Here is a 25,426-nt window from a genome sequence, read left to right as displayed (position 1 = left end):
TTCCGTCCATCCGTTGGTCCTGGTGGGTGCCGGCCCTGGTCAGCTCCCGAGCCGGGTCGCACGGGCGTAACGCGTCGGCGACTGCCCGGTGGCCGCGGTGAAGTCGCGGACCAGGTGCGCCTGGTCGCTGTAGCCGAGGTCGGCGGCGAGGCGTACCCAGTCCGGGTCGTGGTCCTCGGCCGCGCGCTGGACGGCCTCGTGCAGACGGTAGCGCCGAATGACCCACTTCGGTCCCACTCCGGCGTACTCCGCACACAGGCGCTGCAGCGCCCGGATGCCGAGCCCGACCCGGGTGGCGAGCTGGTCGACCCGCAGGATCGACGGATCGGCGGCCACCACGTCGACCAGCTCGGCCACCCGCTCGGCGACCGGCAGCGTCGAGGCGTCCCCCTCGCGGATGCGGGCGACATGCCGGGCGAGGAACTCCTCCGCCGCCGCGACCATGCCGTCGTCGTCCGGTGCGGCCGCCACAGCGGCGGCCGCCTCGTCTCCCTCGACGCCGAAGACCTCGGCGAGCGGCAGGAACCGGTCGGTGATCGTCGCCACCGAACGGCCCAGCAGCGGCCGGAACCCACCCGGCCGGAACATCACGCCGAGCACCCGACCGGCACCGGCGAGCCGCTGCGGATGAGGGGTGCGCAGCACCCCGGCGACCCGGCTGCGGTCGGCCTGGAAGACGAGGTTGACACAGGGGTACGAGAGGACGCGCTGGGTGTGCGGCGGCTGCCCGCGCAGGTCCCAGCACACGATCCAGTAGTGCGACACCAGCCCGGCCACCGCGGGTGAGGGCAGCCGCCGGCGCAGCTCGAACCGCCGCAGACCCTCCCGGGCGTGCAGGATCCCGCGCGTGCTGTGCAACCCCTGCACCGGTGCGGATCCCTTCACGCCGCGAGCCTAGAACGGGGGCCGGCACCGCACGTGACCCCCGTCCGGCACCTGCTCCACGACGGTCGCGTTTCTTCAAGACCGGCACCGACCGGCCCGGGTTGACTGACCCGCGTCGACTGGCAACCGCCGATCCGGCATCGGCGAACGAGTGAAGGGACAGCGATGAGGATCCAGCCGCTGATGGCTCGGGCCGCCCGGTCCGCGATCACCGTCGTCCGCGGCGTACGACCCGGACAGCTCGGGTCGCCGACACCGTGCACGGAGTACGACGTACGGGCACTGCTCAACCACCTGATCCTGTGGACCGGCCACGTCAGTGAACTCAGCGCCCGCAAGCGAACCGTCGCCGATCTGCCCGACCCGGCGATCATGGCGCCGGACCACGACTTCCTGCACGGCGACTGGGCGAAGGCCTACGACGCCCAGCTGGATCGGGCGGTCGCCGCCTGGGGTGAACCGGGCGCGGAGGGCGGGACCACACGGATGGGCGGCGACACCGAGCTCCCGGCCGACTTCGTGGCGCAGATGCTGTTCGGCGAACTCGTCCTGCACGGCTGGGACCTGGCCAGGGCGACCGGACAGCGCCTGGACTGCCCGGACGACGTGGCGCGGGCCGCGTACGACGCGACGGCCCGGTCGGCGGACCAGGCGCGCGAGATGGGCCTGTTCGGCGCGGCCGTGGAGGTGCCGGACACCGCGAGCGAACTGGACAAGGTGCTGGCGCTCAGCGGCCGTGATCCCCGCTGGACGCCGTGACCGCGCTCGTCAGCCGGAGGTGGCGGTAGGTCGCCGCCGGGCCGGCACGGCGGCGATGCCCACCGCCACCAGGGTGAGCAGCGTCCCGATGACCGTGGTGACGGTCAGGTGCGCCGAGCTCGTGGGCAGCGCCGCGTCCAGGACCAGCGCGCCGACGAGCTGCCCTGCCACCGAGGTCAGGCCGAGCAGGAGTACGCCGGTGATCTTCACGACGTACGCCGCCAGGCTGATGAACGCGATCCCGAACAACCCGCCGATGTACAGCAGCGGGTTGGAGGGCCAGGCGGCCGGCATCCCGCGCAGCCCGACGTCGACCGCGGCGGCGACCAGGAGCGCGGCCGTACCGACACCGAAGTTGGTCAGCGCGGCCACCAGCGCGGCGAGAAGGCCGTTGCCGTTGGTGCCCGTGGGCTTGGAGCCGGATCGGGGGCTCGCGTTCCGGTCGCCCGGGATCCCGGCGCCGTCCGGGACTCCCGCGTCGGACGGCGGTCCGGCGGCGGCCCGCGCCACCCGGCCGTTCACCGCCTGCTGCCACGCGGTGCCCACCCCGGCCAGCGCGGGCAGGATCGCCAGTGCCGCGGTCGACGGCGTACCCAACTGGTGGGAGACGGTGAGGACGACCGCGCCGAGCGCCAGGACGGCGCCGACCATCCGCCGGGTCGTCACCGGCTGGCGACCGCCCGGGCCCAGCCCGAGCCGGTCGACGACCAGGCTGCTGCCGGCCTGCCCGGCGACCACCGCCACGGTGAAGACGGCCACGCCGACCAGGCCGACGGTCGCGGACTGGGTGACCACGAGGTACGCGCCGCAGACGCCGCCGAGCACCTGCCAGGGCCGCAGTGCCCACGGCGACGCGGTCGCGGCGCCCCGCCCGTCCCGCTCCCCACTCCGGGCCCGCCCGGCGCGCAGGGCGGCCACCACCGAACGCAGCCCGGACCGCATGCCGGGGACCAGTGCGGCGACGATCACCAGGACGGCGAGTCCGGAGCCGAACGACCAGGTGGCGGCCACGATCCCGTCGTGGAGTTCGGAGCCGAGCTGGCCGTTCACCCGCGACTGGCAGGCGAGCAGCACACCGATCACGAACGTGATCGCGATGCCCACGGCGAGCTGGGCGGGCGGGGCGTGCTGGTCGGTTCCGGTGGGCGAGTTGCGCGTCTGGGTCACACCCCATCCTCTGCCGACCGGCCTCGACCGGGGACGCCACCCCCGGTCGGCGGCCGCTCGGCTCGCGCCGAACCCGCCGGCCGGGTCACTCGCAGGAGGAGATCAGTCGCCGGAGCGGAGGAGGCGGGTGGCGATCATTCCGGTCAGCAGGGCCAGGGCGGCCTCGGCGGCGAGCACCGCGACGGTGGCGGCCCGCCAGTCGGCGCCGGTGGCTCCGGTCGCGGCTCCGCTGGCCGAGCCGGTCGACGCGACCCGGAAGAACACCGTTCCGAGCGCGGCGACGCCGATCGCGATCGTCGCCTGCTGAGTGGTGGTCAGCACGCCGCTCGCGACGCCCGCCCGGTCGGTGGGGACCCTGGCCAGCACCACGCCGAACACCGGCATCATCACCAGCCCCTGACCGAAACCGATCACCGTGAACGCCGGGAGCAGGGCACCGGCCGTCAGCCCGTCGTAGCCCACACTCGCCTGGACGGCAGCGGCGGCCAGGCCCACCGCGAGGACGACCGCGCCGGCGACGATCACTCGGCCGGCGTACCGGCCGACCAGCCGCGGCACGGTCAGCGAGGCGACGAGGAAGCCGAGCGCGTACGGCGCGAGCGCGAACCCGGCACCCAGCGGGCTCATGCCCAGTCCTTCCTGCAACGAGATGCCGGTCGTCAGCAGGAACCCGCCCAGGCCGACGAAGAACACCGCGACGACGGCCAGCCCGCGCCGGAACGCCGCCAGCCGGACCAGCGACGGCGGAAGCAGCGGCGCACCGCCCGCGCGTTCGCGGCTCAGCTGGTCGCGCCAGAACCCGTACGCCGCGACCGGTGCGGCGGCCAGGGCCACCCACGCCCACGTGGGCCGGCCCGCGCCCGCGCCGACGCTCAGCGGCACGAGCAGAAGAACGAGGGTGATCGTAAGGAGTGCCGCGCCGCGCAGGTCCAGGGGGAGCGGCCGGCCGCTGGTGTCGGGAACGAGGCGGACCGCCAGCACGGCGACCAGCAACGCGACCGGCGCGAACGGCAGGAAGACCAGTCGCCACGTCAGGTGCGCGACGTCGAGGGTGACCGCCGCGCCGCCGTACAACTGCCCCATCACACAGGCGATTCCGAGCGTGGCGCCGAACCCCGCAAGCGCCCGTTGACGCGCCGCTCCGGCGTAACCGGCCTGGATCGTGCTGAGCACCTGCGGTACGAAGATCCCCGCCGCCGCCCCCTGGACCAGCCGGGCGGCGGTGAGGGTCCAGGCGTTGCCGGCCAGGCCGCAGGCGAGACCGGCGGCGGCGAACCCGACCAGCCCGGTGACGAACATCCGCCGCCGGCCGAAGCGGTCACCGAGCCGGCCGCCGGCGACCAGCGCAGCCGCGTACGACACCGAGTACGCCGCGACGACCAGCTGCAGCGCGGCGGCGTTGGCGTGCAGGGACCTGCCGATCGTGGGCAAGGCGACGTTGACGACGAAGAAGTTGGCGGTGGCGAGGAACGAACCGAGCAGGAGGACCGGCAGCGCGAACCGGTCGGCCACCCGGGCAGCCCGACCCGCCGGAGAGGGGAAGGTGGTGGTAGTCACGAAGGCAGCGTTCTGCGCCCGCCAGCCTGGTACCAGAGCGTCCTCATCCTGGTATCGCCACCACCTGGCACCGGTTCTCCGGCCGGAGCATCATGGTGTCCGTGACTGCCGAGCCCCGAAGCGCCGAACCCCGAAGCGCCGAACCCCGGCGTGCCGAGCTCGCGGCGTTTCTGCGCTCGCGCCGGGATCGGCTGCGGCCGGAGGACGTCGGCCTGCCGCCAGGCGGCCGCCGCCGCACCCCCGGCCTGCGCCGGGAGGAGGTCGCCCAGCTCGCCGGGGTCGGAGTTACCTGGTACACCTGGCTGGAGCAGGGCCGCCGGATCAACGCCTCGCCGTCCGTCCTCGACGCGATCGCGCGCAGCCTGCGCCTCCATCCCGACGAGACCCGGCACCTGTTCGCGTTGTCCGGCGCCACACCGCCCGAGCGGCCGATCCCGCCCACTCCGGTCGACCCGGTGATCCAGCGAGTCCTCGACGCCCTCGAGCCCTACCCGGCCAACGTCGTGACGCCGCGCTATGACCTGGTGGCCGCCAACCGGTCCGCGCGGGCGCTGATGGGCGACTGGCGCGTCCTGCCCGGCCACCGCCGCAACGTCTTGTGGTTGCTGTTCACCGAGCCGGCGTGGCGGACGATGATGGTCGACTGGGAGTCGGAGGCCGCGCACTCGCTGGCGTTGTTCCGCGGTGCGAGCGCGGACCACGTGGGCGAGCCGGCGTGGACCGGCCTCGTACACGAGCTCACCGAGGTCTCACCGGACTTCGCGGCGATGTGGAGCGACCACGCCGTGGCCAGCCCGGGCAGCCGCGTCAAGCTGTTCCGGCATCCCGGGGTCGGTCTGCTCCGCCTGGAGACCACCAGCCTGTGGCTGCGCGAACGCCCCGACGCGCGGATGGTCGTCTACACCGCGGCCGACGCCGATGCCGAGGAGGCCCTGCGGCGGATGCGGGAGCTGCCGGCGTCCACCGAGTGGTCGGGGGCGGCCCGCCGTGACTAGCCCGCCGCCACTGGCGGCCCGGTGCGTTCGGACTTGCGGGCGACCGCCTCCTGACGAGCCGCGAAGCGGCGGAACACCCGGCGGACCAGCCGGCTGATCACCCAGGTGACGAACCCGGCGATCGCCGGTACCGCCGCGGGCACGGTGATCACCAGCAACGCCGCGAGCAGCAACAGGAACAGGCTGAGCAAGGTCGTCAACGGGTGTGCCGCCGCGAACAGCGCGCTGTTGCGCAGCACCCGGCGCCACGGCGCTGGGTAGGTGACCATCACCGGGAACAGGAAGACCAGGGTCCCGCCGACGGCGAGGATCCCGATGATCGCGGCGACCATGACCACGGCCCGCAGTGGTGCGTCGGTGGCCCGCAGGCCGTACAGCAGATCGATCGTCAGCAACGCTCCGGCGACGGCGGCGCCGAACCCCAGGCCCAGGCTCTGCCGCAGGTGGCTCCGGAAACCGCCCCAGAACGTCGACCAGACCGACGGGGGCCCGTCCTCGCCCCATTCCATCATCACTGCGGCGAGACCGGCCGTGCCCGGACCGAGGGTCACCAGCGGAACGGCGGTGAGCACCCACAGCAACCCCGCGACCACCATGGTGAACAGGGCCTCGAGGGGTCTGGTGAGGATCTGCATCCGAACGTCTCCCGGCTTTGATGAGCGATCACCAACCCTAAGGCCCGGTCCCCGGCCACGGACAGGTCGGCGGGCGGTGAATACCGGACGCGGCCTTCGGGCTTTGCCCTGGGTCCGGATCATCGCCGGGGCGAGATGGTCGACAATGGCGCGATGCCGGGCCGGGCGTGCACGCACGCAGGGCCCGCCACCGAACCCTTCGTGAAAGGCTGACGGCTGTGCGCACCGACGGTCTGACCGCTGCGTTCCGAAGACTTGTGGGCCACCAGGTTGATGTGATGGAGTTCGTCGCTTCCGAGCACGACCTGCTGGAGGTACGACGGACGTGAGGGCGCATCCCGCACTCGACGGTCACCGGTCAGGCCGACTCCGCCGGGCGGCCCCGCGACCGACGCATCGGCGCCTGGCCGCGGCGGTCGCCGCACTGGTGCTCGGCGCGGTGGTGGTTGCGTCGTACGCCACTTCGTCGTACGCCGCTCCCGCGGATCCGGCCAAGGAACGCAAGGTGTTCAGCATCGGCGACGCCCGGATCACCGAGTCCAGCGGGCTGGCGGCGAGCGCTGTCCACCGCGGCTACTTCTACACCCACAACGACTCCGGCGACGAGCCTCGGGTCTTCCTGGTCGACCCGCGCGGCCGGGTGGCCGGCACGATCTCGCTCCGGACCGCCGAGAACGTCGACTGGGAGGCCATCGCGCCGGGACCGGAACGGCGCATCTGGGTCGGCGACATCGGCGACAACACACGCGTTCGCGACCGGATCACGATTTACCGGTTCCGGGAGCCGGAGTCGCCGATCGACCAGCCGGTGGAGTGGAGCCGCTTCCGGTTCAGGTATCCCGACGGCGCGCACGACGCGGAGGCGCTGCTGGTCGACCCGCGTACCGCCCGGGTCTACGTCGTGACCAAGGACCCGGGCGGCGGCGCGATCTACGCCGCGCCGGCCAACCTCGTCGCCGGGACCACCGCCCCCCTCACCAAGGTCGCCGACGCTCCCGCGATGGTGACCGACGGTGCGTTCCTTCCGGACGGCTCGGCGATCGTGCTGCGGACGTACGCCGACGTGCGGGTGCTGCGCTGGCCCGGCGGCAAGCCCGAACGAACCATCCCGCTGAGCCAGCCGCAGCGGCAGGGCGAGTCCCTCGCCGTCGGCGCCGACGGGAAGCGGCTGTTCCTGGGCAGCGAGGGCGCCAACTCGGCGGTGTACGAGCTGCCGTTCACCGCGGCCGCGTCCGCTCCCTCGCGTCGGGCTCCGAACGCGACCCCGTCGCCCAGCCCGTCCCCGACCGCGCAGGCGCCCACCTCCGCCGGCAGTGACGGCTCCCTGATGAGCGGTCTCCCGCGCTGGATCCTGCTTCTGGTGATTGCCGCCGCCCTGCTGGCCGGGCTCGCGGCGTACCCGGCCTCGCGCCGGCGCCCACGCCCGGGCCCCGGCCGGGCGCAGGGGTCGCGCCGCCCGCCCGTACCGTCCAGCCTGCCGTCGGCCGATCCGGGGGAGGAGCGGTGGACGCAGGCGTACGCCCGCCCGCCCGGCTCGGTACAGGCCGCTGGGTACGGCGACGTGGGCCGGGGACCGAGCTGGCCGGCCGACCCGTCCGAGCCGTCCGAGGGCCGGCGCGGGCGGCGACGTACCGACAGCCCGGCCAGGGAATCGGCCCGGGAGTCGGCTCAGGAGCCGGCCCAGCAGGCTTGGCAGGACGACACTCCGCTTCCGTGGGAGGACGAGGACTGGCGGCGAGAACGCGGGAACGACGTACCGCCACCCCGCCCGGCAGGCCGGCCGCGGTCCTCCGGATCGGCCCGCTCGTCGGGTTCGTCTGGTACAAGCCGCTCGGGCTCGGCCGGCTCACCCGGCCGACGTGCACGGCCACCCGCGGCCCGGCCGCCCGCCGAGACCGACTGGCCCGAGGAGCCGACCGACAGCTCGCGGCGGCGGGGTGAGGAGCACGGCCAGGGCCGGCGCCGGCGACCGTTGTACCGCGACACCGACCGCGACCCCGAAGGGCCGTGATCCCGAAGGGCCGTGATCCCGAAGGATCGCGAGCGGCGGCGACCCTCAGCCGGCGCGGAGTTGCTCCACCACGTAGTCGACGCAGCCGGTCAGGGCCTCCACGTCGGCCGGCTCGACCGCGGGGAACATCGCCACCCGCAGCTGGTTGCGGCCGAGCTTGCGGTACGGCTCGACGTCCACGACGCCGTTCGCCCGGAGCGCTTTCGCCACTGCCGAGGCGTCCACCGCGTCGTCGAAGTCGATGGTGCCGACGACGAGCGATCGGGCGTTCGGGTCGGTCACGAACGGCGTGGCGTACTCCGACTTCTCCGCCCAGGTGTAGAGCCGGCTGGAGGAGTCGGTCGTACGGTCGACCGCACCGGCGAGCCCGCCGAGGCCCAGCAGCCAGTCCAGCTGCTCGGCGAGCAGGACGAGGGTGGCGATCGCCGGGGTGTTGTACGTCTGGTCCTTGCGCGAGTTGTCGATCGCGGTCGGCAGGTCGAGGAACGTCGGCACGTAGCGGCCGGACGCGGCGATCTCGTCCACCCGGGCCAACGCCCGCGGCGACATCACCGCGAGCCACAGCCCTCCGTCGGAGGCGAAGCACTTCTGCGGGGCGAAGTAGTAGACGTCGGCCTCGGTGATGTCGACCGGCAGGCCGCCCGCGCCGGAGGTGGCGTCGACGAGGACCAGCGCGTCGTCATCGGCGCCGGGCACCCGGCGCACTGGTGCCATCACTCCTGTGGAGGTCTCGTTGTGCGGCCAGGCGTACGCGTCGATCCCGGCCTCGGCGGTCGGCGAGGCGAGCGTGCCCGGCTCCGCACGGACGACGGTGGGCTTGCCCAGGAACGGCGCCCCGTCGGTCACCGACGCGAACTTCGCGGAGAACTCACCGAACGACAGGTGCTGCGCCCGGTCGCGGACGAGGTTGTGCGCCGCGATGTCCCAGAACGCCGTGCTGCCGCCGTTGCCCAGAACGACCTCGTAGCCGTCGGGGAGCTCGAACAGCGCGGCGATCCCCTCGCGTACGCGCCGGACGAGCTTGCGGACCGGTGCCTGCCGGTGGGAGGTGCCGAGCAGCGAGGCGGCCGGGCCGGCGAGGGTGGCCAGCGCCTCGGGGCGGACCTTCGACGGGCCGGAGCCGAACCGGCCGTCGCCGGGCAGCCGGTCGGACGGGATGGTGATGCGTGCGGGATCGAGGGCGTCAGCCACGGTGCCACCTCTGCGGACGGGCGGGGAGCGGGACAAACGGGTCACCCAGACGTCTGTGTCCGGCTCCCGCCATTGTGTCAGCCGGGTGGACCGGGCCGGCGGCGCCCGGCCCTGGCTCCGTCCGGCTCGGCCGGGGCGCGGTGGGCCAGCATCGCCACCAGGCGGTCGCCCCGGTGCAGCTCGGCCGTCCCGAACGCCGCCCGCATGCCGGCCACGATCCGTTCGAGTACGTCGTCGGCCAGCAGGATCCGGCGGGCGACGAACCTCGGCCGGTCGCCACCGTGCCAGGTGACCACCGCCCGGCCGCCGGGTCGCAGCACCCGGTGCAGTTCCCGCATCCCGGCGTCCAGGTCGGACCACATCGGCACGTTGTTCACCGAGACAACCGCGTCGAAGGTGCCGTCGGGCAGCCCGGTGCGTTCGGCGGTACCGACCCGCAGGTCGGCCCGCCCCTCCTCGACGGCGGCGGCGTTGCGGCGCCGCGCCTGCGCGGCCATCTGCGGCGAGGGGTCGACGCCGGTGACGTGGGCGCCCGCGGCCAGGGTCCGCTCCACCAGGACGCCGGGCCCGTACCCGACCTCCAGGACGTGTTCGCCGGGCCGGGCGGCGAGCAGGGCGCCGGCCTCGCTCTGCTCGTCGCCGTTCAGCCTGCCCATCAGCCAGCCCTGCAGCGACCCCAGCCGGCCGGAGGGCAACGCGAACCCGGTCAGCGGCTTGTCCAGCAGCCAGGAACGCGGAGCCTCACGAGTGTGCTCGCTCATGGTCCAACGGTCGCACTTCCCGTGCGCTCCGCGTCAAGGTCCGCTGCGGGATGCCAGGGTGGGTTCCGGGCATGCCCTAGTGTCGGGATTCATGGACGCACACGACGACGAGACAGGTGGAACGCGCCGCGGACCGCGGACTGCCGGTGAGGAGCCGCCGGTCCGGCCCGAGCCGCCCCTGGGTGTGGAGCCTCCACTGGGTGCGGAGCCGCCGTTCGGCAGCGAACCGGCCTCGTTCGAAAGGGAAGTGCATCGCAGCGCCCCACCGGCGCAGCTGCCGTCGGCGGCCCGGCTGGCCGAGCTGCGCCGCCGTTACGGACGCGGTGAACTCGTGGAGAGCGAACTCCCCGGCGATCCGCTGGTGCTGTTCCACACCTGGCTGGCCGACGCGCTGGCGGAGAAGGTGCCCGAGCCGAACGCGATGGTGGTCGCCACCGTCGGCGCGGACGGCGTCCCGTCGGCTCGGACCGTACTCCTCAAGGGGCTCGACGAGCGCGGCTTCGTCTTCTACACCAACTACGGCTCGGCCAAGGCCGCCGACCTGGACGCCCACCCGAAAGCCGCGCTGGTCTTTCCCTGGCACGCGATGGAACGCCAGGTGCGGGTGACCGGGCCCGCCGCCCGGGTGAGCCGGGAGGAGTCGGCCGCGTACTTCGCCAGCCGGCCACTGGAGAGCAGGCTGGGTGCATGGGCGAGCCCGCAGTCGCAGGTGGTCGCCGACCGGGAGAGCCTGGACCGGGCGTACGCGGAGACAGCAGAGCGGTTCGCCGGCATCGAGGACGTGCCGCTTCCGGACTTCTGGGGCGGATATCGCGTACGCCCCGAAGTGGTGGAGTTCTGGCAGGGCCGGCAGGGCCGGATGCACGACCGGGTGCGGTACCGGCGTACGGACGAAGACTGGATCACGGAGCGGCTGGCGCCCTGAACGCCTGCCGCGGCCCGAACGGTTTCGGGCATGGGACGACCCGCGGGCTTTTTGTGCTGGAGGGACTAGATCCAGCGCCCGCGGGTCGGGTGGCTGCCCTGAATTCGCCGACCGCCATCCGGTGCACACACACGCGTTGGCGCGGGCACCCTCAGGACGAGCCGGTGATCGGCAGTCAGTCCTTACTAAGGGGACAGCGGCTAGCGGACAGCCACCTCACGAGTCCCAAAGCTATGCATGCGTTGGACCACCTCCTTCCTCGTGTACGCCCGACCGTACGCGGTGCCGGCGGAACAGACAACAAGGTTTCCACCGAGACCTCACCAGATGAGACGGCCGGCGAACCCTCGCCGGCGGGCGCTCGTCACCAGGCGAGGCGCCCGGATCGTTCCGCGCTGGTGCCGAGGGAGAACTCCCCGGACAGGTTGGGGTCCACGGTGTGCCAGAACCCCAGCGGTCCCGCGCCCAGCGCGGTGGCGTAGGTGAGGCCTGCCGGGTCCACGTCGTAGACGCGGTAGGTGCTCGCGCCCTGGCCGAGCGAGCCGGCCGTCACCTGGGTGCAGTGCGGCGCGAGCTGTCGTACGGACGTGACGTGGACATGGCCGCACGCGTACAGGCGGACGTTCGGGTGCCGGCGGACCAGGTCGAGCAGTGCCGCGCCGGTGTGCGGCACGAACGCCTCCGACCCGAACTCCTCGTGTGGCTTGGGGTCCCGGGTCGGTGCGAGCGGATAGTGGCCGACAAGGATCACCGGCCGGGTGTCGGCGGAGAGTGTCTCCGCCAGCCGGGGGAGCGCGCCGTCGGGGTCGTCCTCACGCACCCCGACGCCCACGACCCGCAGTTCGCCGAGGTCGCGTACCTGCACCGGGTCGGTGCCGAAGGTGCGGCCGTACCCCGTCCGTGCGTACGGCACGTCCTCGTACGCCTCCTGCACGGGACTGCGTTCGCCGCGGGCCGGGCTCGGCCCGAGGTCGTGGTTGCCGGGCACGGCGAGGTACGGAATGTCGAGGGAGTCCAGCCATTCCCGGGCGAGGGCGAGGTGCTCGGGCCGGGAGCTGCCGTAGGTGGTCAGATCGCCGGAGACGATCATCAGCTCGGCGCCCACGCGCCGGAGAGGGTCCCGGTCGCGGTCGAGGGAGGCCATCAGCCCGGGGAGGCGTTCTTCCGGCGCGGGCTCGACGTGCAGGTCGGAGATGTGCAGGATGCGCATGGCCTGACTGTCCCAGACCGCACGCGGTGCGTTCGCCGGCAGTCTCGGATCCCGTCTGGCCAGTCTCAGACGCGCATCACCTGAACGCCGGCCTCCTCGAACTTCGCCACCGCGTCGTCGCCGACGCCCACGTCGGTGATCAGCATGTCGATCTCCTCCGGCCGTCGGATCCGGGCGAACGCCTGGCCGCCGACCTTGGAGCTGTCGGCGACCACGACCACCCGCCGGGCGCGTGAGGCCATGAGCTTGTTGATGTCCGCCTCGCCCTCGTGGTGGGCGCTCGCGCCGTACAGCGGGTCGACCGCGTCCGCGCCGAGGATGGCGAGGTCGAGGCTCACGCCCTCCAGGATGTGGGTGGCCAGCGGCCCGGCGAGTTCGTACGACTGCGGCCGGGCGACACCGCCGGTGACGACGATCTTGACGTGGGGGCGGACGGTGAGCTCGTTGGCGATGTTGACGGCGTTGGTGACGATCGTGATCGCCCGGCGTCCCTCGTTCGGTGACCGCAGGTCGGTGCGGGTGGCGATGGCGCGGGCCACCTCGGTGGCGGTGGTACCGCCGTTGATGCCGATCACCATGCCGACGGCAACGAGGTCGGCGGCGGCCTGCCCGATCCGCTGCTTCTCGGTGGCCTGACGGGCGGTCTTGTAGCGCAGGGGGAGGTCGTAGGCGACGCTGTGCGCGACCGCTCCGCCGCGGGTGCGGGTGAGGAACTGCTGCTGGGCGAGGTGGTCGAGATCGCGCCTGATGGTGGCGGTGGAGACGGCGAGCTCGCCGGCAAGGGTCTCGACGTCGATCCGGCCGCGTTCGGCGACGAGCTCGAGAATCGCGTTGAGCCGCTCGTAGCGGTTCATGGGCATCGCCTCTGTTCGGTACCGCGGCTCTTCCGCTTCGAGCTGTTCGAAGCTGCGCGTGTGGTGGGAGAACCGATCATAGAGTGCCCGGAGCCTGCAAGGCTGGTGCTTGAACGCACATCCGGGAACAATCACCCGGGGTAGGACCCTCGGGACTCTCCCCCCGATGATCTTGCACGGGAGTGCTCATTTATAGCTCGAAGCATGCACAAATGGGCGTTCCATGCCCTATGCTGCGGGCAGCCGAATTCGCGGAAGGGACCAGGCATGGAATTCGTGACCGAGGAGATCGCCAGCCAACCCGGGTGCTGGCGGCGTGCCGTCGCGCTCGCCGAGTCCGCCGCGGCGGTGCTGCCCCGCCCCGGCGAGCGGGTCGCCGTGCTCGGCTGTGGCACGTCGTGGTTCATGGCCCAGGCGTACGCCAGCCTGCGGGAAGGCTCGGGCCAGGGCGAGACCGACGCGTTCACCGCCAGCGAGCTGCCCGCCGACCGGCGCTACGACCGGGTGGTCACGATCACGCGTTCGGGCACCACGAGCGAGGTGCTCGCCGCACTGACCCGGCTGCGCGGCCGGGTGCCCACGGTCTCCCTGACCGCGGACCCGAACACCCCGGTGATGGAGTGCTCCGACGAGACGGTCGTCCTCGACTTCGCCGACGAGCAGTCCGTCGTCCAGACGCGGTTCGCCACCTCGGTACTCGCCCTCCTGCGCACCCACCTCGGTGCCGACCTCACCGGCGCGATCGCCGACGCCGAGACCACGGTCGCCGAGCCGCTCCCGGCCGGCGCCACCGAGCTCCGGCAGTTCACCTACCTCGGCACCGGCTGGACGATCGGCCTGGCCAACGAGGCCGCGCTGAAGATGCGCGAGGCGTCGCTGTCGTGGACCGAGGCCTACCCCGCGATGGAGTACCGCCACGGACCGATGAGCATCACCGACGGTTCGTCGGTCGTGTGGTTCCTCGGTACGCCGCCCCCCGGCCTTCTGGACGAGGTGGAGAAGTTCGGCGCGCTCGTGGTCTGCGAGCCCGCGCGCGACCCGATGGCGGAGCTGATCCGGATCCAGCGGCTCGCCGTGGAGATCGGCGCGGCCAAGGGACTCGACCCCGATCGGCCGCGTAACCTCACCAGGTCGGTCGTCCTGGACACCGCGAACGACTCGGTCCAGGCGTGACCGACTCCGCCCCGCGTACCGACTCCGCCTCCCGTACCGACTCCGCCTCCCGTACCGACTCCGCCTCCCGCGGCTGCGTCGCCGCGCTCGACGTCGGCGGCACCTCCATGAAGGGTGCCCTGGTCGACGCCGAGCGCCGGGTCCGCGCGCGGATGAGCTTCCCGACCCCGGTCGCCGACGGACCGGACGCCGTGGTCGACCAGATCGGCTTCGCGCTGGAGGCGCTGGCCGCGCGGGCACCCGAGACCGGACTGGACGCACCGGTGGCCGCCGGCCTGGTCGTGCCCGGCATCGTCGACGAGGCCCGCGGCGTAGCTGTCGTGGCGGCGAACATCGGCTGGCAGGACGCGCCCCTGGTGGCCACGCTGCAGGACCGGCTCGGCATTCCCGTCGCACTCGGTCACGACGTACGCGGCGGAGGGCTGGCCGAGAGCGTTCTCGGCGCGGGTGCCGGGGCGCGGGACGTGCTCTTCATCGCCTTGGGCACCGGGATCGCGGCGAGCTGCATCGTGGACGGGCGGCCGCTGGTGGCCGGAGGGTACGCCGGCGAGGTCGGGCACATCGTCGTCGAGCCGGACGGTGAGCCGTGCGGCTGCGGCGGGCGCGGGTGCCTGGAGCGGATCGCTTCCGCGGCGGCCGTGGCGCGCCGCTACACCGCACGCACCGGGACACCGGTGTCCGGAGCGGCCGACGTCGCTCTGCGGGTCCGAGACGGCGACCCCGACGCCCGCGCGGTCTGGGACGAGGCCGTCGACGCTCTGGTGACGGTGCTGCACACGGCCGTGACTCTGCTCGGCCCGGAGGTCGTCATCGTCGGCGGCGGCCTGGCCGAGGCCGAGGACCTCCTGCTCGACCCGCTGCGGCGTGGGCTGGAGGAGCGGCTGACGTTCCAGCGGCGGCCGAGGCTGGTCCGGGCCGCGCTGGGTGATCAGGCAGGATGTCTGGGCGCGGCCCTGCTGGCCGAAGGCACGAAGCACTGACGCGACGGAGGAGCCCGTGACGCTGCTGGCCAACGCCAAGGTCGTGACACCGGAGGAGATCCTCGAGCCCGGCTGGGTGGAGGTGGACGGCGAGCGGATCGTCGGCGTCGGCTCCGGGACACCGGACCGGCCCGTCGACCTGGACCTTGCCGGGCGGACCGTCGTACCCGGCTTCGTCGACACCCACGTGCACGGCGGTGGCGGCGGGTCGTATCTCCGGGCCGATCCGGAGGTGACCGCCCGGGTGGCGGCGTTCCACCGGGCGCACGGCACGACCACGACGTTCGCCAGCCTGATCTCCACGACCGCGCAGGAGCTGGAACGCCAGGTCGCCGCGCTGTCCGACCTCGTGCTCGACGGCGTGGTCGCCGGGATGCACCTGGAGGGCCCGTGGATCAGCGAGGTCCGCCGCGGCGCGCACGACCCGGCGTACCTTCGACCGGCCGACCCCGCCGAACTCGACCGGCTCCTCCGCCTGGGCAAAGGCACGGTGTCGATGGTGACGTTGGCGCCGGAGTTGCCGGGTGGGTTCGACGCAGTACGCCAGGTGTCCGACGCGGGGGTGGTCGTCGCGGTTGGGCACAGCGACGCCGACTACGCCACCGTTCTCGCCGCCGTCGACGCCGGCGCGCGGGTGGCGACGCACCTGTTCAACGGCATGCCGCCGCTGCACCACCGGGCACCGGGGCCGGTGGGAGCCCTGCTGGAGGACCCTCGGGTGACCGTGGAGCTGATCGCCGACGGCATGCACGTGCACCCCGGCGTGATCGCGGTGGCGGCCCGCTCGGCAGGGCCTGGCCGGGTGTCGCTGGTCACCGACGCGATGGACGCCGCCGGGATGCCCGACGGGATCTACGACCTCGGCGGACAGTCCGTACGCGTCGACCACGGCTTGGTGAAGCTGGTGGACGGCGACTCGATCGCGGGCAGCACGCTGACCATGGACGCGGCGTTCCGGTTGGTGGTCCGCGAGGCCGGCTTCGACCTGTGCGACGCGGCGCGGATGGCGGCGACCACACCGGCCGCCACGTTCGGGCTCACCGACGTTGGTGCCCTGGTACCGGGGCTGTTCGCCGACCTGGTGGTCCTCGACGAAGACCTGCGGGCGGCCAGGGTGATGCGGCGCGGCGCGTGGGTGTCGCCCGAACCGGTCGCCGACGAGCTGTTTTCCCACTGACTAAGGAGAATCTGCGATGCCGCTTGTGCCGACCGGACAGATCGTAGGGGACGCGGCGCGGGCCGGCCGCGGTGTCGGCGCGTTCAACGTGATCCAGCTCGAGCACGCGCAAGCGCTGGTTGACGGTGCCGAACGTGCGGGCGCGCCGGTGATCCTGCAGATCAGCGAGAACGCCGTGAAGTACCACCGTGCCCTGGAGCCGATCGGGCTGGCCACGCTCGCGGTGGCGCGAACGGCGTCGGTGCCGGTGGCGGTCCACCTCGACCACGCCACCCGGCCCGAACTCGTGCACGAGGCCGTCGCGCTGGGGTTCGGCTCGGTGATGTACGACGCGTCGGTCCTGGCGTACGCCGAGAACGTCGCGGCCACCAGGGAAGTGGTCGAACACTGCCACGCTGCCGGGGTGTTCGTCGAGGCTGAGCTCGGCGAGGTCGGCGGGAAGGACGGCGTGCACGCTCCGGGCGCGCGTACCGACCCGGACGAGGCCGCCGCGTTCGTGGAGTCCACCGGCATCGACGCGCTCGCCATCGCGGTGGGCACCTCGCACGCGATGCTGGAGAAGACCGCGTCGCTCGACTTCGACCTGATCGCCGCCAACCGCAAGGCGGTGCCGGTACCGCTGGTGCTGCACGGCTCGTCCGGAGTGCCTGACGCCGACCTGACCCGGGCGGTGGAGGCGGGGATGACGAAGGTCAACATCGCCACCTCGCTGAACCAGGCGTTCACCGGAGCGGTACGCGACTACCTCGCCGCCAACCCGAAGGTCGTGGACACCCGCAAGTACCTCGCGCCGGGACGCGACGCGGTGGCCGCCGAGGTGGCCCGCCTGCTGGGGGTTCTTCGCGCAGCCTGACCTGATCCGTCGGGCGGGTCCTCCGGGCGGCGGGGCAGGTCAGAGCACGAGTTCGGCGTACCGCTGGATCATCGTGGCGAGCACCTCGTCGGGATCGGCGGCCCACACCTCGGCGTTGAAGATCTCCACCTCGATGTCGCCGGTGTACCCGGCGGCGTCGACCGCCTCCCGGAACGGCCGGAAGTCGATCACGCCGTCGCCCATCATCCCCCTCGCCAGGAGCGCGTCCGCGGGGATGGGCAGGTTGAAGTCGCACACCTGGAACGACGTGATCCGCGCACCCGCGCGGGCGATCTGGGTCCAGACCTCCGGGTCCCACCACAGGTGGAAGGTGTCCACGACGACGCCGACCTGCTCGACCGGGAACTGCTCGGCGAGGTCGAGTGCCTGCGCCAGGGTGGACAGCACGGCGCGGTCCGCGCAGTACATCGGGTGCAGGGGTTCGAGTGCGAGGCGTACGCCACGTTCACCGGCGTACGGCGCGAGTTCGGCGATGGCCTCGGCCACCCGTTCACGCGCTGCGGGGAGGTCCCGCGACCCGTCCGGCAGGCCGCCCACGACCAGCACAAGGCAGGGTGCGCCCAGCGCGGCGGCCTCGTCGACGGCAAGCCGGTTGTCGTCAAGTGCGCGTTGACGGGCGGCCGGCTCGGCGGCGGTGAGGAAGCCGCCCCGGCACAGCGAGGAGACCCGAAGGCGCGCGTCGCGCACGAGCTCGACCGCGCGTTCCAGGCCGACGTCCTGCACGGGTTCGCGCCACAGGCCGATGGCGGGGATCCCCTTGCGTACACAGCCGGCGACAGCCTCCGCGACACCCCAGGTGTTGGTGGTCTTCTGGTTGAGGGACAGCCGCGTCAGGTCCGGCTTGACGCCGCTCCCGGTATGGCTCCCGGTATGGCTCCCGGCGTCACTGCCGACGGGACTGGTGTTCACGCGGCGACTCCGTGCAGGGCGAGGAGGGTTCGCATCCGTGCGGCGGCGAGATCCGGGTCGGGCAGCAGGCCGGCCCGGTCGGCGAGCCGGAAAGCCTCCACCAGGTGGGGAAGACTACGTGCGCTCTGCAGCCCGCCCACCATCGTGAACGCCTCCTGGTGGCCGGAAAGCCAGGCCAGGAAGCAGATCCCGGTCTTGTAGTAGTACGTCGGAGTGCCGAACAGGTGCCGCGACAACGGGACCGTCGGCCCGAACGCCTCGTCGTAGGCCGCGGTGTCACCGGCGTCCAGCGCGGCCAGCGCGGTGGCGGCGGCCGGCGCGATGGCCGCGAAGATTCCGAGCAGGGCGTCGGACCCGGAGGCGATCAGGTCGGGGTAGTTGAAGTCGTCCCCGGTGTAGAGGCGTACGCCTGTTGGCAGGCCAGACCGGACGGCGATCTCGTGGTCGGCGTCCAGCAAGGAGACCTTGACACCATCGACGACATCGGCGTGATCTCGCACCAGCGACAGGAACGTGCCGGTAGCGGCGGCGAGGTCCGCCGACCCCCAGTAGCCGGTCAGTGCGGGGTCGAACATCGGCCCCAGCCAGTGCAGAATCACCGGCCCGCGTACCTGGGCGAGCAGCCGGTCGTAGACCTTGCGGTAGTCGTCGGCGTCTCGGGCGACGGCGGCAAGGTGCCTGCTGGCCATCAGGATCGGCTGCGCCCCGGCGTCCTCGACCACCGCGAGCTGTTCCTCGTACGCCGCGACCACGTCGTCCAGGCCAGGCGGCCCGGAGGTGTCCGCACCGCCGAGGGCCGGTAGCTGGTCGGTGCCGGCGCCGCAGGCGACCCGCCCGCCACAGGCCGCGGCCTCAGCGGCACTGCGCCGGATGAGTTCCGCCGTGGTGTCCCAGGTCAGGCCCATGCCGCGCTGCGCGGTGTCCATCGCGTCGGCGACACCGAGGCCGTGCGCCCACAGATGCCGGCGGAAGGCCAGCGTCGCGTCCCAGTCCAGCCGGGCCGGGGCGCCAGGGGTGTTGTCGGCGAACGGGTCTGCCACGACGTGCGCGGCGGCGAAGGCGACCCGGGAGGCGAAGCCCTCACTTCGCCGGACCCACTGCCGCGGTGCCGTCAAGTCGTACGGACGCATCGACCCGTCCGGCTCGGGAAGGTTCAACCGCACGCCGGTCATACGCCGACCTCCGGCACCTCGATCCGCCGGCCCTCGCGGGACGACTGGATGCCGAGCTCTGCCAGCTGCACGCCCCGGGCAGCGGCCAGGAAGTCGTACGGGAACGGCGCGGCGTCCTCCTCCAGCACGTGCCGCAGGAACTGTTCCCACTCCGCCTTGAAGCCGTTGTCGTACACCGCGTTGTCCGGCACCTCCTGCCACTGCTGGCGGAACGGCTCGGTGACCGGCAGGTCGGGATTCCACACCGGCATCGGGGTGGTCGACCGGTGCTGGATCCGGCAGTTGCGAAGCCCGGCGACCGCACTGCCCTCGGTGCCGTCGACCTGGAACTCCACGAGCTCGTCGCGGTAGACGCGCACCGCCCAGGAGGAGTTGAGCTGGGCGATGGTGCCGTCCTCGAGCTCGAAGATCGCGTACGCCGCGTCGTCGGCGGTGGCGTCGTAGGGGCGGCCCTGCTCGTCCCAGCGTTGCGGGATGTGGGTCACCGAAAGTGCGGTGACGGCGCGGACCCGGCCGACGATCGCCTCCAGGACGTAGTTCCAGTGGCAGAACATGTCCAGGGTGATCCCGCCGCCGTCCTCGGCGCGGTAGTTCCAGCTCGGCCGCTGCGCGCGCTGCCAGTCGCCCTCGAACACCCAGTAGCCGAACTCCCCGCGTACGGACAGGATCCGGCCGAAGAACCCGCCCTCGATCAGCCGCCGGAGCTTGCGCAGGCCGGGGAGGAAGACCTTGTCCATGACGACGCCGTTCTTCACTCCGGCCTCGCGGGCGGCCCGGACGAGTTCGAGGGCGCCGGCCACCGAGTCCGACGTCGGCTTCTCGCAGTAGACGTGCCGGCCGGCGGCGATCGCGGCGAGCACCGACTTCTCCCGGGCGCGGGTCGTCTGGGCGTCGAAGTAGATCAGGGTGGACGGGTCGGACAGGGCGGTGTCGAGGTCGGTTGTCCACCGGGTGAGGCCGTGGCGGTCGGCGATGTCACGCAGCTTCTGCTCGGAGCGGCCGACCAGGAGGGGGTCGGGAACGACGCGGGTCCCGTCGGCGAGTTCGATGCCGCCCTGGTCCCGGATGGCGAGGATCGACCGCACCAGGTGCTGGTTGTACCCCATCCGGCCGGTCACGCCGTTCATGACGACCCCGACTTCACGCACGGCCATCGGTTCCTCCCGCTGAACAACCTGCTCTGGGAAACAGGTGGAAAACGCTTTCCAGCGAGCCTATCGGAGCCGGTCGACCGGGAGCAAGCCCGGCGACGGACACGGCTGAGGCCAGCTTGGGCAGACCCCGGGCGGGTCCGGGCCGGGCCAGCCCGCGGGACTACTGCGGGACTACCGCGGGGCTACTTCAGGGCGCCCGCGGTGAGGCCTTCCTCGACCCGTCGCTGGAACACGACGTAGACCACCAGGACCGGGATCATCGCGATGACCAGTCCGGCGAACATCTGTGCCAGAGAGGTCGAACTGGATTCGTAGCGCGTACGCAGCGCGAGGTCGGCCAGACCCTGGGTCAACAGGAAGTTGCTCCGCTCGTTGTCCTTCGGCGTGTTGAGCACGAGCGGCAGGAGGTACTGGTTCCACTGGCCGAGGAAGTTGAACACCCCGATGCTGATCAGCCCCGGCTTGGCCAGCGGCAACATGATCGAGAAGAACGTACGGAAATGACCGGCACCGTCGATGAACGCCGACTCGGCGAGCTCGTTCGGCAGCGACTGGAAGAACGCGGTGAGGAAGAACACCGAGAACGGCAGCGAGAACGCCACGTAGACGATGACCAGGCCGGGCAGGGTCTGCTGCAGGCCGAGGTTCTGGGTGACCTTGGTGAGCGGGACGATCGCGAGGAACAGCGGGAAGGTCATGCCGACGAGGAACAGGTAGTAGATGAACCTGCTGCCCGGAAAGGCGTACCTCGCCAGCACGTAGGCGGCCATCGACGACAGCAGCAGGGTGAAGAAGACGCCGCACACCACCACGATCACCGTGTTGAGGAAGAACCGGCCGATGTTCGCGGTCTGCCACGCCTCGACGTAGGTGGTGAACTGCGGCGTGGCGGGAAGCCCGAACGGGCTGTCGTAGATCTCCTTGTTGGTCTTCAGCGAGGAGATCAGTACCCACGCCATCGGCAGGATCACCAGCAACGCCCAGGCGACCAGGAAGAGCTGCGGGATGCCGTCGCCGAGCAGCCGGGCGCCGCGGAAGGCGGGTGCCGGCAGGTGTGGCGAGGGCGGCGCGGATGCGCCGGAAGCGCCCGAAGCGCCCGAAGCGCCGGGATCGCCGGGGGAGCCGGTGGCGGTGGGCGTGGGGAGGCTCGTCATGGGGGTCGTCTTTCGTTCAGTACTCGAGGCGTTCCCGGCGGGTGACCCGGAACGTCACCACCGCCAGGACGAGCGAGAAGATCAGCAACATGGTCGCCATCGCCGAGGCGTACCCGAACTGCGAGTTGAGCGCGAACGCCGTACGGAACAACTGCGTCGCCATCACGTCCGCGCCGAAGTCGGCGGAGACACCGTTGCGCGCCATCACCGACAGCAGCGCGAACATGTCCAGGGTCCCGACGCCGATGTAGACCAGCGACACCTGGACGTGCCCCCACAGCAGCGGCAGCGTGAGGTGGCGGAACATCCTGGGCCGGGTGGCGCCGTCGATCGCGGCCGCCTCGAACAGCTCACGCGGGATCTGCTGCATCCCGGCGATGAACAACACCATGTAGAAACCGACCGCGGACCAGATCGCCGCGAACATGATCGCCCACAGGATGAAGGCCTGGTTGCCGAGCGGGCCGTTGGGGATGACCGACAGCAGGTCGACGTGGAAGAAGGCGAGCGTCTGCTGGAGCAGCCCGCCCTGGGTGCTGTAGATGAACTGGAACATGATTGCCACAATCACCACCGGGATGACCTGGGGGAAGAAGAAGGCCACCCGGTAGAAGCGGGACCCGAACAACCCCTCCCGGGCCCCGCCCGTCCCGCCGCGGGTGAGAAGCGTCGCGAACACCAGCGCCAGCGCCAGCGTGACCAGCGGGACGACCAGCAACAGTTTCACGTTGTTGAGCACCGCGTGCCACCACGCGGAGTCCTGGATCAGCGCGGTGTAGTTGGCCAGCCCGACGTACTTGAACTCCGGGGTGAACCCCGTCCAGTCGGTGAACGAGATCTGGATCCCCTGCGCGAACGGCGAGAGGACGAAGACCACGTAGAGCGCCAGTGGTGGAGTGAGGAACGTGATGATGAACGGCACCCGGCCCTTGCGCATCGCCTGCTGTCCCCGCCTTTCGTCGCTTCCCGTCGCCTCTGGGCTCAGCGCTTGAACTTCTTGATGTTCGACTTCTTCACCTGGTCGGCCTTGCGCTGCACCCGGTCGACGAACCCCTTGGCGTCCAGCTTGCTGGTGAGCAGCACGCCGATCGCGGCCTCGGCCTCCTCGGTCAGCGGGCGGTACCACGTGCCGTACGTCGGGGTGTCGAGCCGGTCGACCTTCTGGGCCGCCTCCAGCGCGGCGAGGGACGACTTGAGCACGGGGTCCTGCGCCTGGGCCTCGTGCGCGCCCTTGACCACCGTCAGCGTGTAGGTCAGCTCGGCGAACTTCTGCGCGCCCTCCTTGGACAACATGATGCGGAGGTACTCCAGGCCGCCGGGGACGTTCTTGGCCTTGGACGGCACGATGAAGGTCTCGGTCGGCGTGTTCGGAATCGCCTCGTACGGGAACTTGTCGCTGTCGTCCAACGACGGGGTGGGCGTGATGGTCATCTCGAAGTCGCTCGGCACCTGCGACTTCATCTCGCTCTTCAGCCACGACCCGCAGGGGATGATCGCCGCCTTGCGCTGCAGCCACGCGGCCTGCGCCTGGGTGTGGCTGAGCGAGGCGGTGCCGGGCAGGATGTAGCCCTTCGACTTCAGCTCGAAGAACGCCTCGGCGACGTCGCGTACGGCCTGCTGCTGCCAGGCGCCGTCCTCGAGGTTGTCGATGTTCTTCAGCACCTCCTTGCCGCCGTGCTTCTGCACCATCGCGTTGAAGACGGTGAGCATGTAGGCGGGGTACTGCCCCTGGTAGGTCCACAGCGGGATGCCCTTGGCCTTGGTCTTCGCACCGAGCGCCATCAGCTCGTCCCAGGTCTTCGGCGTCTCCCACTGGTTGTCGCCGAAGAGCCTGGCGTCGTGCCACAGACCGTTGATGTTGAAGGCGTACGGCAGGCCGTAGATCTTGCCGTCGAACGTCAGCGGGTCGAACGTGCCCTCGACCACGGTGTCCTCGACCTTCTTGCCGGCCGTGTCCCACGAGGGTGCCTCGAGCAGGTCGGCGAGCTCGGTCAGCTGACCCTGGTTGACCAGGGTGGCGGTGTCGAGGTCCTGGGCGCCGGAGTTGTCGATGACGTCCGGCGGGTTGCCGTTGACGAAGCGGGGCTGCAGCTGCGCGGTGATCTCCTGGGTGCCCAGGTGGTGGACCTTCGCCTGCGGATAGCGCTTCTGGTACATCTTCTCGTGGTACTTCGCGTACTCGTCGCTGAAGCCGCCCTTGAAGATGACGACGTCGAGCGGCGCCTTCGGGTCGACGCCGAAGGGGTTCTTCGCGTCCGCCCTGCCGTTGGACTTCGGCTTGGCCGGGCTGCCTCCGCCACCTCCGCCGCTGGTCGCGCACGCGCCGAGCACGGACGAGCCTGTGGCCGCGGCGGCGAGCGCGGCCGCACGGCGCAGGAACTGTCGGCGGTCCAGGCCGGCGAACGGGGGATGCTCGGTCATCGTTCCTCCTGATTACGTCGTGCGATGCATCAGTGCGTCGATACGTCGGTACGTCAGGCGATGCGTTGCTTCGTCAGGTGATGCGCGGTGCGTCGTGTGATGCGCGGTGCGTCGTGCGAGGTCGGCCCCGGCGGAGTCCGCGAAGGGGACCGGAAAGCGGTCGCCGTGACGGTCTGTCACGGCCGCCGACTGATCGTGGAGTGCGAGCACTTTAGTGCGGCGCCGAGCGTGCCAACAAGGGTTTACGACAAGCCGACACGTAAAGGTAATTTTCCTGCGCCGGTTGGCTCGCCGGTGCGTCTGGCTGCCCGCCTGTGTGCTCGATCCGGCATGCTGGACCGCGTACGTCGGACCAGGCCGAGGTACGCCGGCGTACACCGACGTACGCCGGGCCGAACTGCGGGTGGAGAAACGGAACACATGAGCCTTCCCACGGTGGTCACTCTCGGCGACGTCGCCCGGCGGGCCGGGGTGTCGCTGGCGACCGCGTCGCGGGTGCTCAACGGCAGCACCCGGCGGGTCAACGAGGACCTTCGGGTGGTGGTGCTGAAGGCTGCGCACGAGCTCGGCTACACGCCCAACCTGCACGCCCAGGCGGTCGCACGCGGTACGAGTTCGACCGTCGGCCTGGTCATGCACGACATCGCCGATCCGTACTTCTCCGCGATCGCCTCCGGGGTGATGCGCGTCGCCGACGAGCGCGGCCTGATCGTGACGCTGGGCACCACGTCGCGCAACCCCAACCGCGAGTTGCAGTACGTCGCGATGATGCGGGCCCAGCGTGCCCGGGCGGTGATCCTCGCCGGCACCCGCACCGCCGACAGGGAGCAGACCGAGCGGCTGGCCGCGGAGGTGACGGCGTTCCGGCGTTCCGGCGGCCGGGTGGCGTGCGTCAGCCAGCACAAGCTTCCGGCGGACACGGTGCTTCCGGAGAACCGCGCGGGGGCACGGGAGCTGGCGGTGAAGCTGGCCGAGCTCGGGCACCGGCGGTTCGGCGTACTCGCGGGCCCGCGTCCTCTGCTGACCGCGCGCGACCGGCTGGCGGGGTTCAAGGCCGGCCTGGCCGAGAAGGGCCTGGAGCTCGCGCCCGACGCGGTGGTCGAAGGGCCCTTCACCCGCGACGGCGGATACGAGGCGGCGCGTGAGCTGGTGGCCCGCGGGCTCGGCGTCACCTGCGTCTTCGCGGTGAACGACGTGATGGCGGTCGGTGCGATGGCGGCCTGTCGCGACGAGGGCGTCGACGTTCCGCGTGACCTCTCCATCGCCGGCTTCGACGACATCCAGACGTTGCGCGACCTGGTCCCGCCGCTGACCACGGTCCGGCTGCCGCTGGAGGAGATGGGCGTGCGCGCCGCGGAGCTGGCGCTGGAGCTCGACGCTCCGGACAAGGACCGGCTGGTGCGCGTACGCGGCGAGGTCGTGCTCCGGGAGAGCACCCGCAGAGTGCGCGGCTGACCGCACC

General features: G+C 71.8%; 23 protein-coding genes. 9 read left to right on the top strand and 14 right to left on the bottom strand.

The genetic code is table 11. The features are described 5' to 3' along the window. Positions 1–39: 39 nt before the first annotated feature. Positions 40–885, bottom strand: coding sequence for a helix-turn-helix domain-containing protein (locus BLU27_RS01575; protein WP_197681633.1), 846 nt, complete (start codon positions 883–885; stop codon positions 40–42). Between the two features lie 165 nt (positions 886–1,050). Here BLU27_RS01575 and BLU27_RS01570 point away from each other — a divergent pair, with 165 nt between their 5' ends. After that, positions 1,051–1,644 carry a TIGR03086 family metal-binding protein gene (locus BLU27_RS01570; protein WP_197681632.1) on the top strand — a complete coding sequence of 198 codons (594 nt, stop codon included), beginning with the start codon at positions 1,051–1,053 and terminating at the stop codon, positions 1,642–1,644. 9 nt (positions 1,645–1,653) lie between these two features. Here BLU27_RS01570 and BLU27_RS01565 read toward each other — a convergent pair whose 3' ends face one another. Beyond that, positions 1,654–2,811, bottom strand: a complete 1,158-nt coding sequence (locus tag BLU27_RS01565; protein ID WP_241827723.1) for a DMT family transporter — start codon at positions 2,809–2,811, stop codon at positions 1,654–1,656. Positions 2,812–2,913: 102 nt separating this feature from the next. Next, the gene (locus BLU27_RS01560; RefSeq protein WP_157728146.1) at positions 2,914–4,368 is read right to left on the bottom strand and encodes an MFS transporter; all 1,455 of its coding nucleotides are present in this window, start codon (positions 4,366–4,368) and stop codon (positions 2,914–2,916) included. 101 nt (positions 4,369–4,469) lie between these two features. Between BLU27_RS01560 and BLU27_RS01555 the strand changes: the two genes are divergently transcribed. Beyond that, positions 4,470–5,363 (top strand): helix-turn-helix transcriptional regulator, encoded by an 894-nt coding sequence (locus BLU27_RS01555; RefSeq protein WP_197681631.1) that lies wholly within the window; start codon positions 4,470–4,472, stop codon positions 5,361–5,363. Here the strand turns inward: BLU27_RS01555 and BLU27_RS01550 are convergent. Continuing rightward, positions 5,360–5,998, bottom strand: coding sequence for a YesL family protein (locus BLU27_RS01550; protein WP_157728145.1), 639 nt, complete (start codon positions 5,996–5,998; stop codon positions 5,360–5,362). The two genes, BLU27_RS01555 and BLU27_RS01550, sit on opposite strands and share 4 nt — an antisense overlap. 325 nt (positions 5,999–6,323) lie before the next feature. On the opposite strand from BLU27_RS01550, the gene BLU27_RS01545 reads away from it, so the two are divergent. Further along, entirely contained in the window at positions 6,324–8,009 is a 1,686-nt protein-coding gene (locus BLU27_RS01545) for an SdiA-regulated/phytase-like domain-containing protein (protein ID WP_092649865.1), read from the top strand. Positions 8,010–8,054: 45 nt separating this feature from the next. Here BLU27_RS01545 and serC read toward each other — a convergent pair whose 3' ends face one another. After that, complete coding sequence (gene serC, locus BLU27_RS01540) at positions 8,055–9,200, bottom strand: phosphoserine transaminase (protein ID WP_092649863.1); 1,146 nt, start codon at positions 9,198–9,200, stop codon at positions 8,055–8,057. A 77-nt stretch (positions 9,201–9,277) separates the two neighbouring features. After that, positions 9,278–9,961, bottom strand: coding sequence for a class I SAM-dependent methyltransferase (locus BLU27_RS01535; protein ID WP_092649861.1), 684 nt, complete (start codon positions 9,959–9,961; stop codon positions 9,278–9,280). Between the two features lie 91 nt (positions 9,962–10,052). Between BLU27_RS01535 and pdxH the strand changes: the two genes are divergently transcribed. Further along, positions 10,053–10,886, top strand: coding sequence for a pyridoxamine 5'-phosphate oxidase (pdxH, locus tag BLU27_RS01530; RefSeq protein WP_092649859.1), 834 nt, complete (start codon positions 10,053–10,055; stop codon positions 10,884–10,886). 364 nt (positions 10,887–11,250) lie between these two features. Here the strand turns inward: pdxH and BLU27_RS01525 are convergent, their stop codons facing one another. Together BLU27_RS01525 and BLU27_RS01520 are read right to left on the bottom strand one after the other, a co-directional pair. After that, complete coding sequence (locus BLU27_RS01525; RefSeq protein ID WP_092649857.1) at positions 11,251–12,096, bottom strand: metallophosphoesterase family protein; 846 nt, start codon at positions 12,094–12,096, stop codon at positions 11,251–11,253. A 65-nt stretch (positions 12,097–12,161) separates the two neighbouring features. Beyond that, positions 12,162–12,950 carry a DeoR/GlpR family DNA-binding transcription regulator gene (locus tag BLU27_RS01520; protein ID WP_092649855.1) on the bottom strand — a complete coding sequence of 263 codons (789 nt, stop codon included), beginning with the start codon at positions 12,948–12,950 and terminating at the stop codon, positions 12,162–12,164. Between the two features lie 267 nt (positions 12,951–13,217). Between BLU27_RS01520 and BLU27_RS01515 the strand changes: the two genes are divergently transcribed. Genes BLU27_RS01515 through BLU27_RS01500 form a run of 4 tightly spaced genes read left to right on the top strand, consistent with a single transcriptional unit; the run spans position 13,218 to position 17,133 of the window. After that, the gene (locus tag BLU27_RS01515; protein WP_092649853.1) at positions 13,218–14,123 is read left to right on the top strand and encodes an SIS domain-containing protein; all 906 of its coding nucleotides are present in this window, start codon (positions 13,218–13,220) and stop codon (positions 14,121–14,123) included. After that, entirely contained in the window at positions 14,120–15,103 is a 984-nt protein-coding gene (locus BLU27_RS01510) for an ROK family protein (protein WP_241827722.1), read from the top strand. Before BLU27_RS01515 ends, BLU27_RS01510 begins: the two co-directional genes overlap by 4 nt. Positions 15,104–15,119: 16 nt before the next feature. After that, positions 15,120–16,280: an N-acetylglucosamine-6-phosphate deacetylase gene (gene nagA, locus BLU27_RS01505; protein WP_092649851.1), complete on the top strand. Its 1,161-nt coding sequence runs from the start codon at positions 15,120–15,122 to the stop codon at positions 16,278–16,280. A gap of 16 nt (positions 16,281–16,296) precedes the next feature. Then, the gene (locus BLU27_RS01500) at positions 16,297–17,133 is read left to right on the top strand and encodes a class II fructose-bisphosphate aldolase (RefSeq protein ID WP_092649849.1); all 837 of its coding nucleotides are present in this window, start codon (positions 16,297–16,299) and stop codon (positions 17,131–17,133) included. Positions 17,134–17,172: 39 nt separating this feature from the next. On the opposite strand, the gene BLU27_RS01495 is transcribed toward BLU27_RS01500, so the two are convergent. The 6 genes from BLU27_RS01495 to ngcE all read right to left on the bottom strand — a co-directional run bounded on the left by BLU27_RS01495 (position 17,173) and on the right by ngcE (position 23,964). Continuing rightward, a complete protein-coding gene (locus BLU27_RS01495; RefSeq protein WP_092649847.1) occupies positions 17,173–18,063 on the bottom strand; it encodes a sugar phosphate isomerase/epimerase family protein in 891 nt (296 codons plus the stop codon). Next, positions 18,060–19,235 (bottom strand): dihydrodipicolinate synthase family protein, encoded by a 1,176-nt coding sequence (locus BLU27_RS01490; RefSeq protein ID WP_092649845.1) that lies wholly within the window; start codon positions 19,233–19,235, stop codon positions 18,060–18,062. Before BLU27_RS01490 ends, BLU27_RS01495 begins: the two co-directional genes overlap by 4 nt. Continuing rightward, on the bottom strand, positions 19,232–20,389 hold the full coding sequence (locus BLU27_RS01485; protein ID WP_092649843.1) for a Gfo/Idh/MocA family protein: 1,158 nt from the start codon (positions 20,387–20,389) through the stop codon (positions 19,232–19,234). Before BLU27_RS01485 ends, BLU27_RS01490 begins: the two co-directional genes overlap by 4 nt. Positions 20,390–20,571: 182 nt before the next feature. Continuing rightward, positions 20,572–21,543 (bottom strand): carbohydrate ABC transporter permease, encoded by a 972-nt coding sequence (locus BLU27_RS01480; protein ID WP_092649841.1) that lies wholly within the window; start codon positions 21,541–21,543, stop codon positions 20,572–20,574. A gap of 16 nt (positions 21,544–21,559) precedes the next feature. Beyond that, a complete protein-coding gene (locus BLU27_RS01475) occupies positions 21,560–22,480 on the bottom strand; it encodes a carbohydrate ABC transporter permease (protein ID WP_092649839.1) in 921 nt (306 codons plus the stop codon). A gap of 44 nt (positions 22,481–22,524) precedes the next feature. Then, on the bottom strand, positions 22,525–23,964 hold the full coding sequence (gene ngcE, locus BLU27_RS01470) for an N-acetylglucosamine/diacetylchitobiose ABC transporter substrate-binding protein (protein ID WP_092649837.1): 1,440 nt from the start codon (positions 23,962–23,964) through the stop codon (positions 22,525–22,527). 420 nt (positions 23,965–24,384) lie between these two features. Here ngcE and BLU27_RS01465 point away from each other — a divergent pair, with 420 nt between their 5' ends. Continuing rightward, the gene (locus BLU27_RS01465; protein WP_092649835.1) at positions 24,385–25,419 is read left to right on the top strand and encodes a LacI family DNA-binding transcriptional regulator; all 1,035 of its coding nucleotides are present in this window, start codon (positions 24,385–24,387) and stop codon (positions 25,417–25,419) included. The last annotated feature ends 7 nt before the right edge of the window (positions 25,420–25,426 follow it).

Origin of the sequence: Actinopolymorpha singaporensis (genome assembly GCF_900104745.1) — a bacterium.
GTDB lineage: Bacteria > Actinomycetota > Actinomycetes > Propionibacteriales > Actinopolymorphaceae > Actinopolymorpha > Actinopolymorpha singaporensis.
This window is presented reverse-complemented; position numbering and strand designations above follow the sequence as displayed.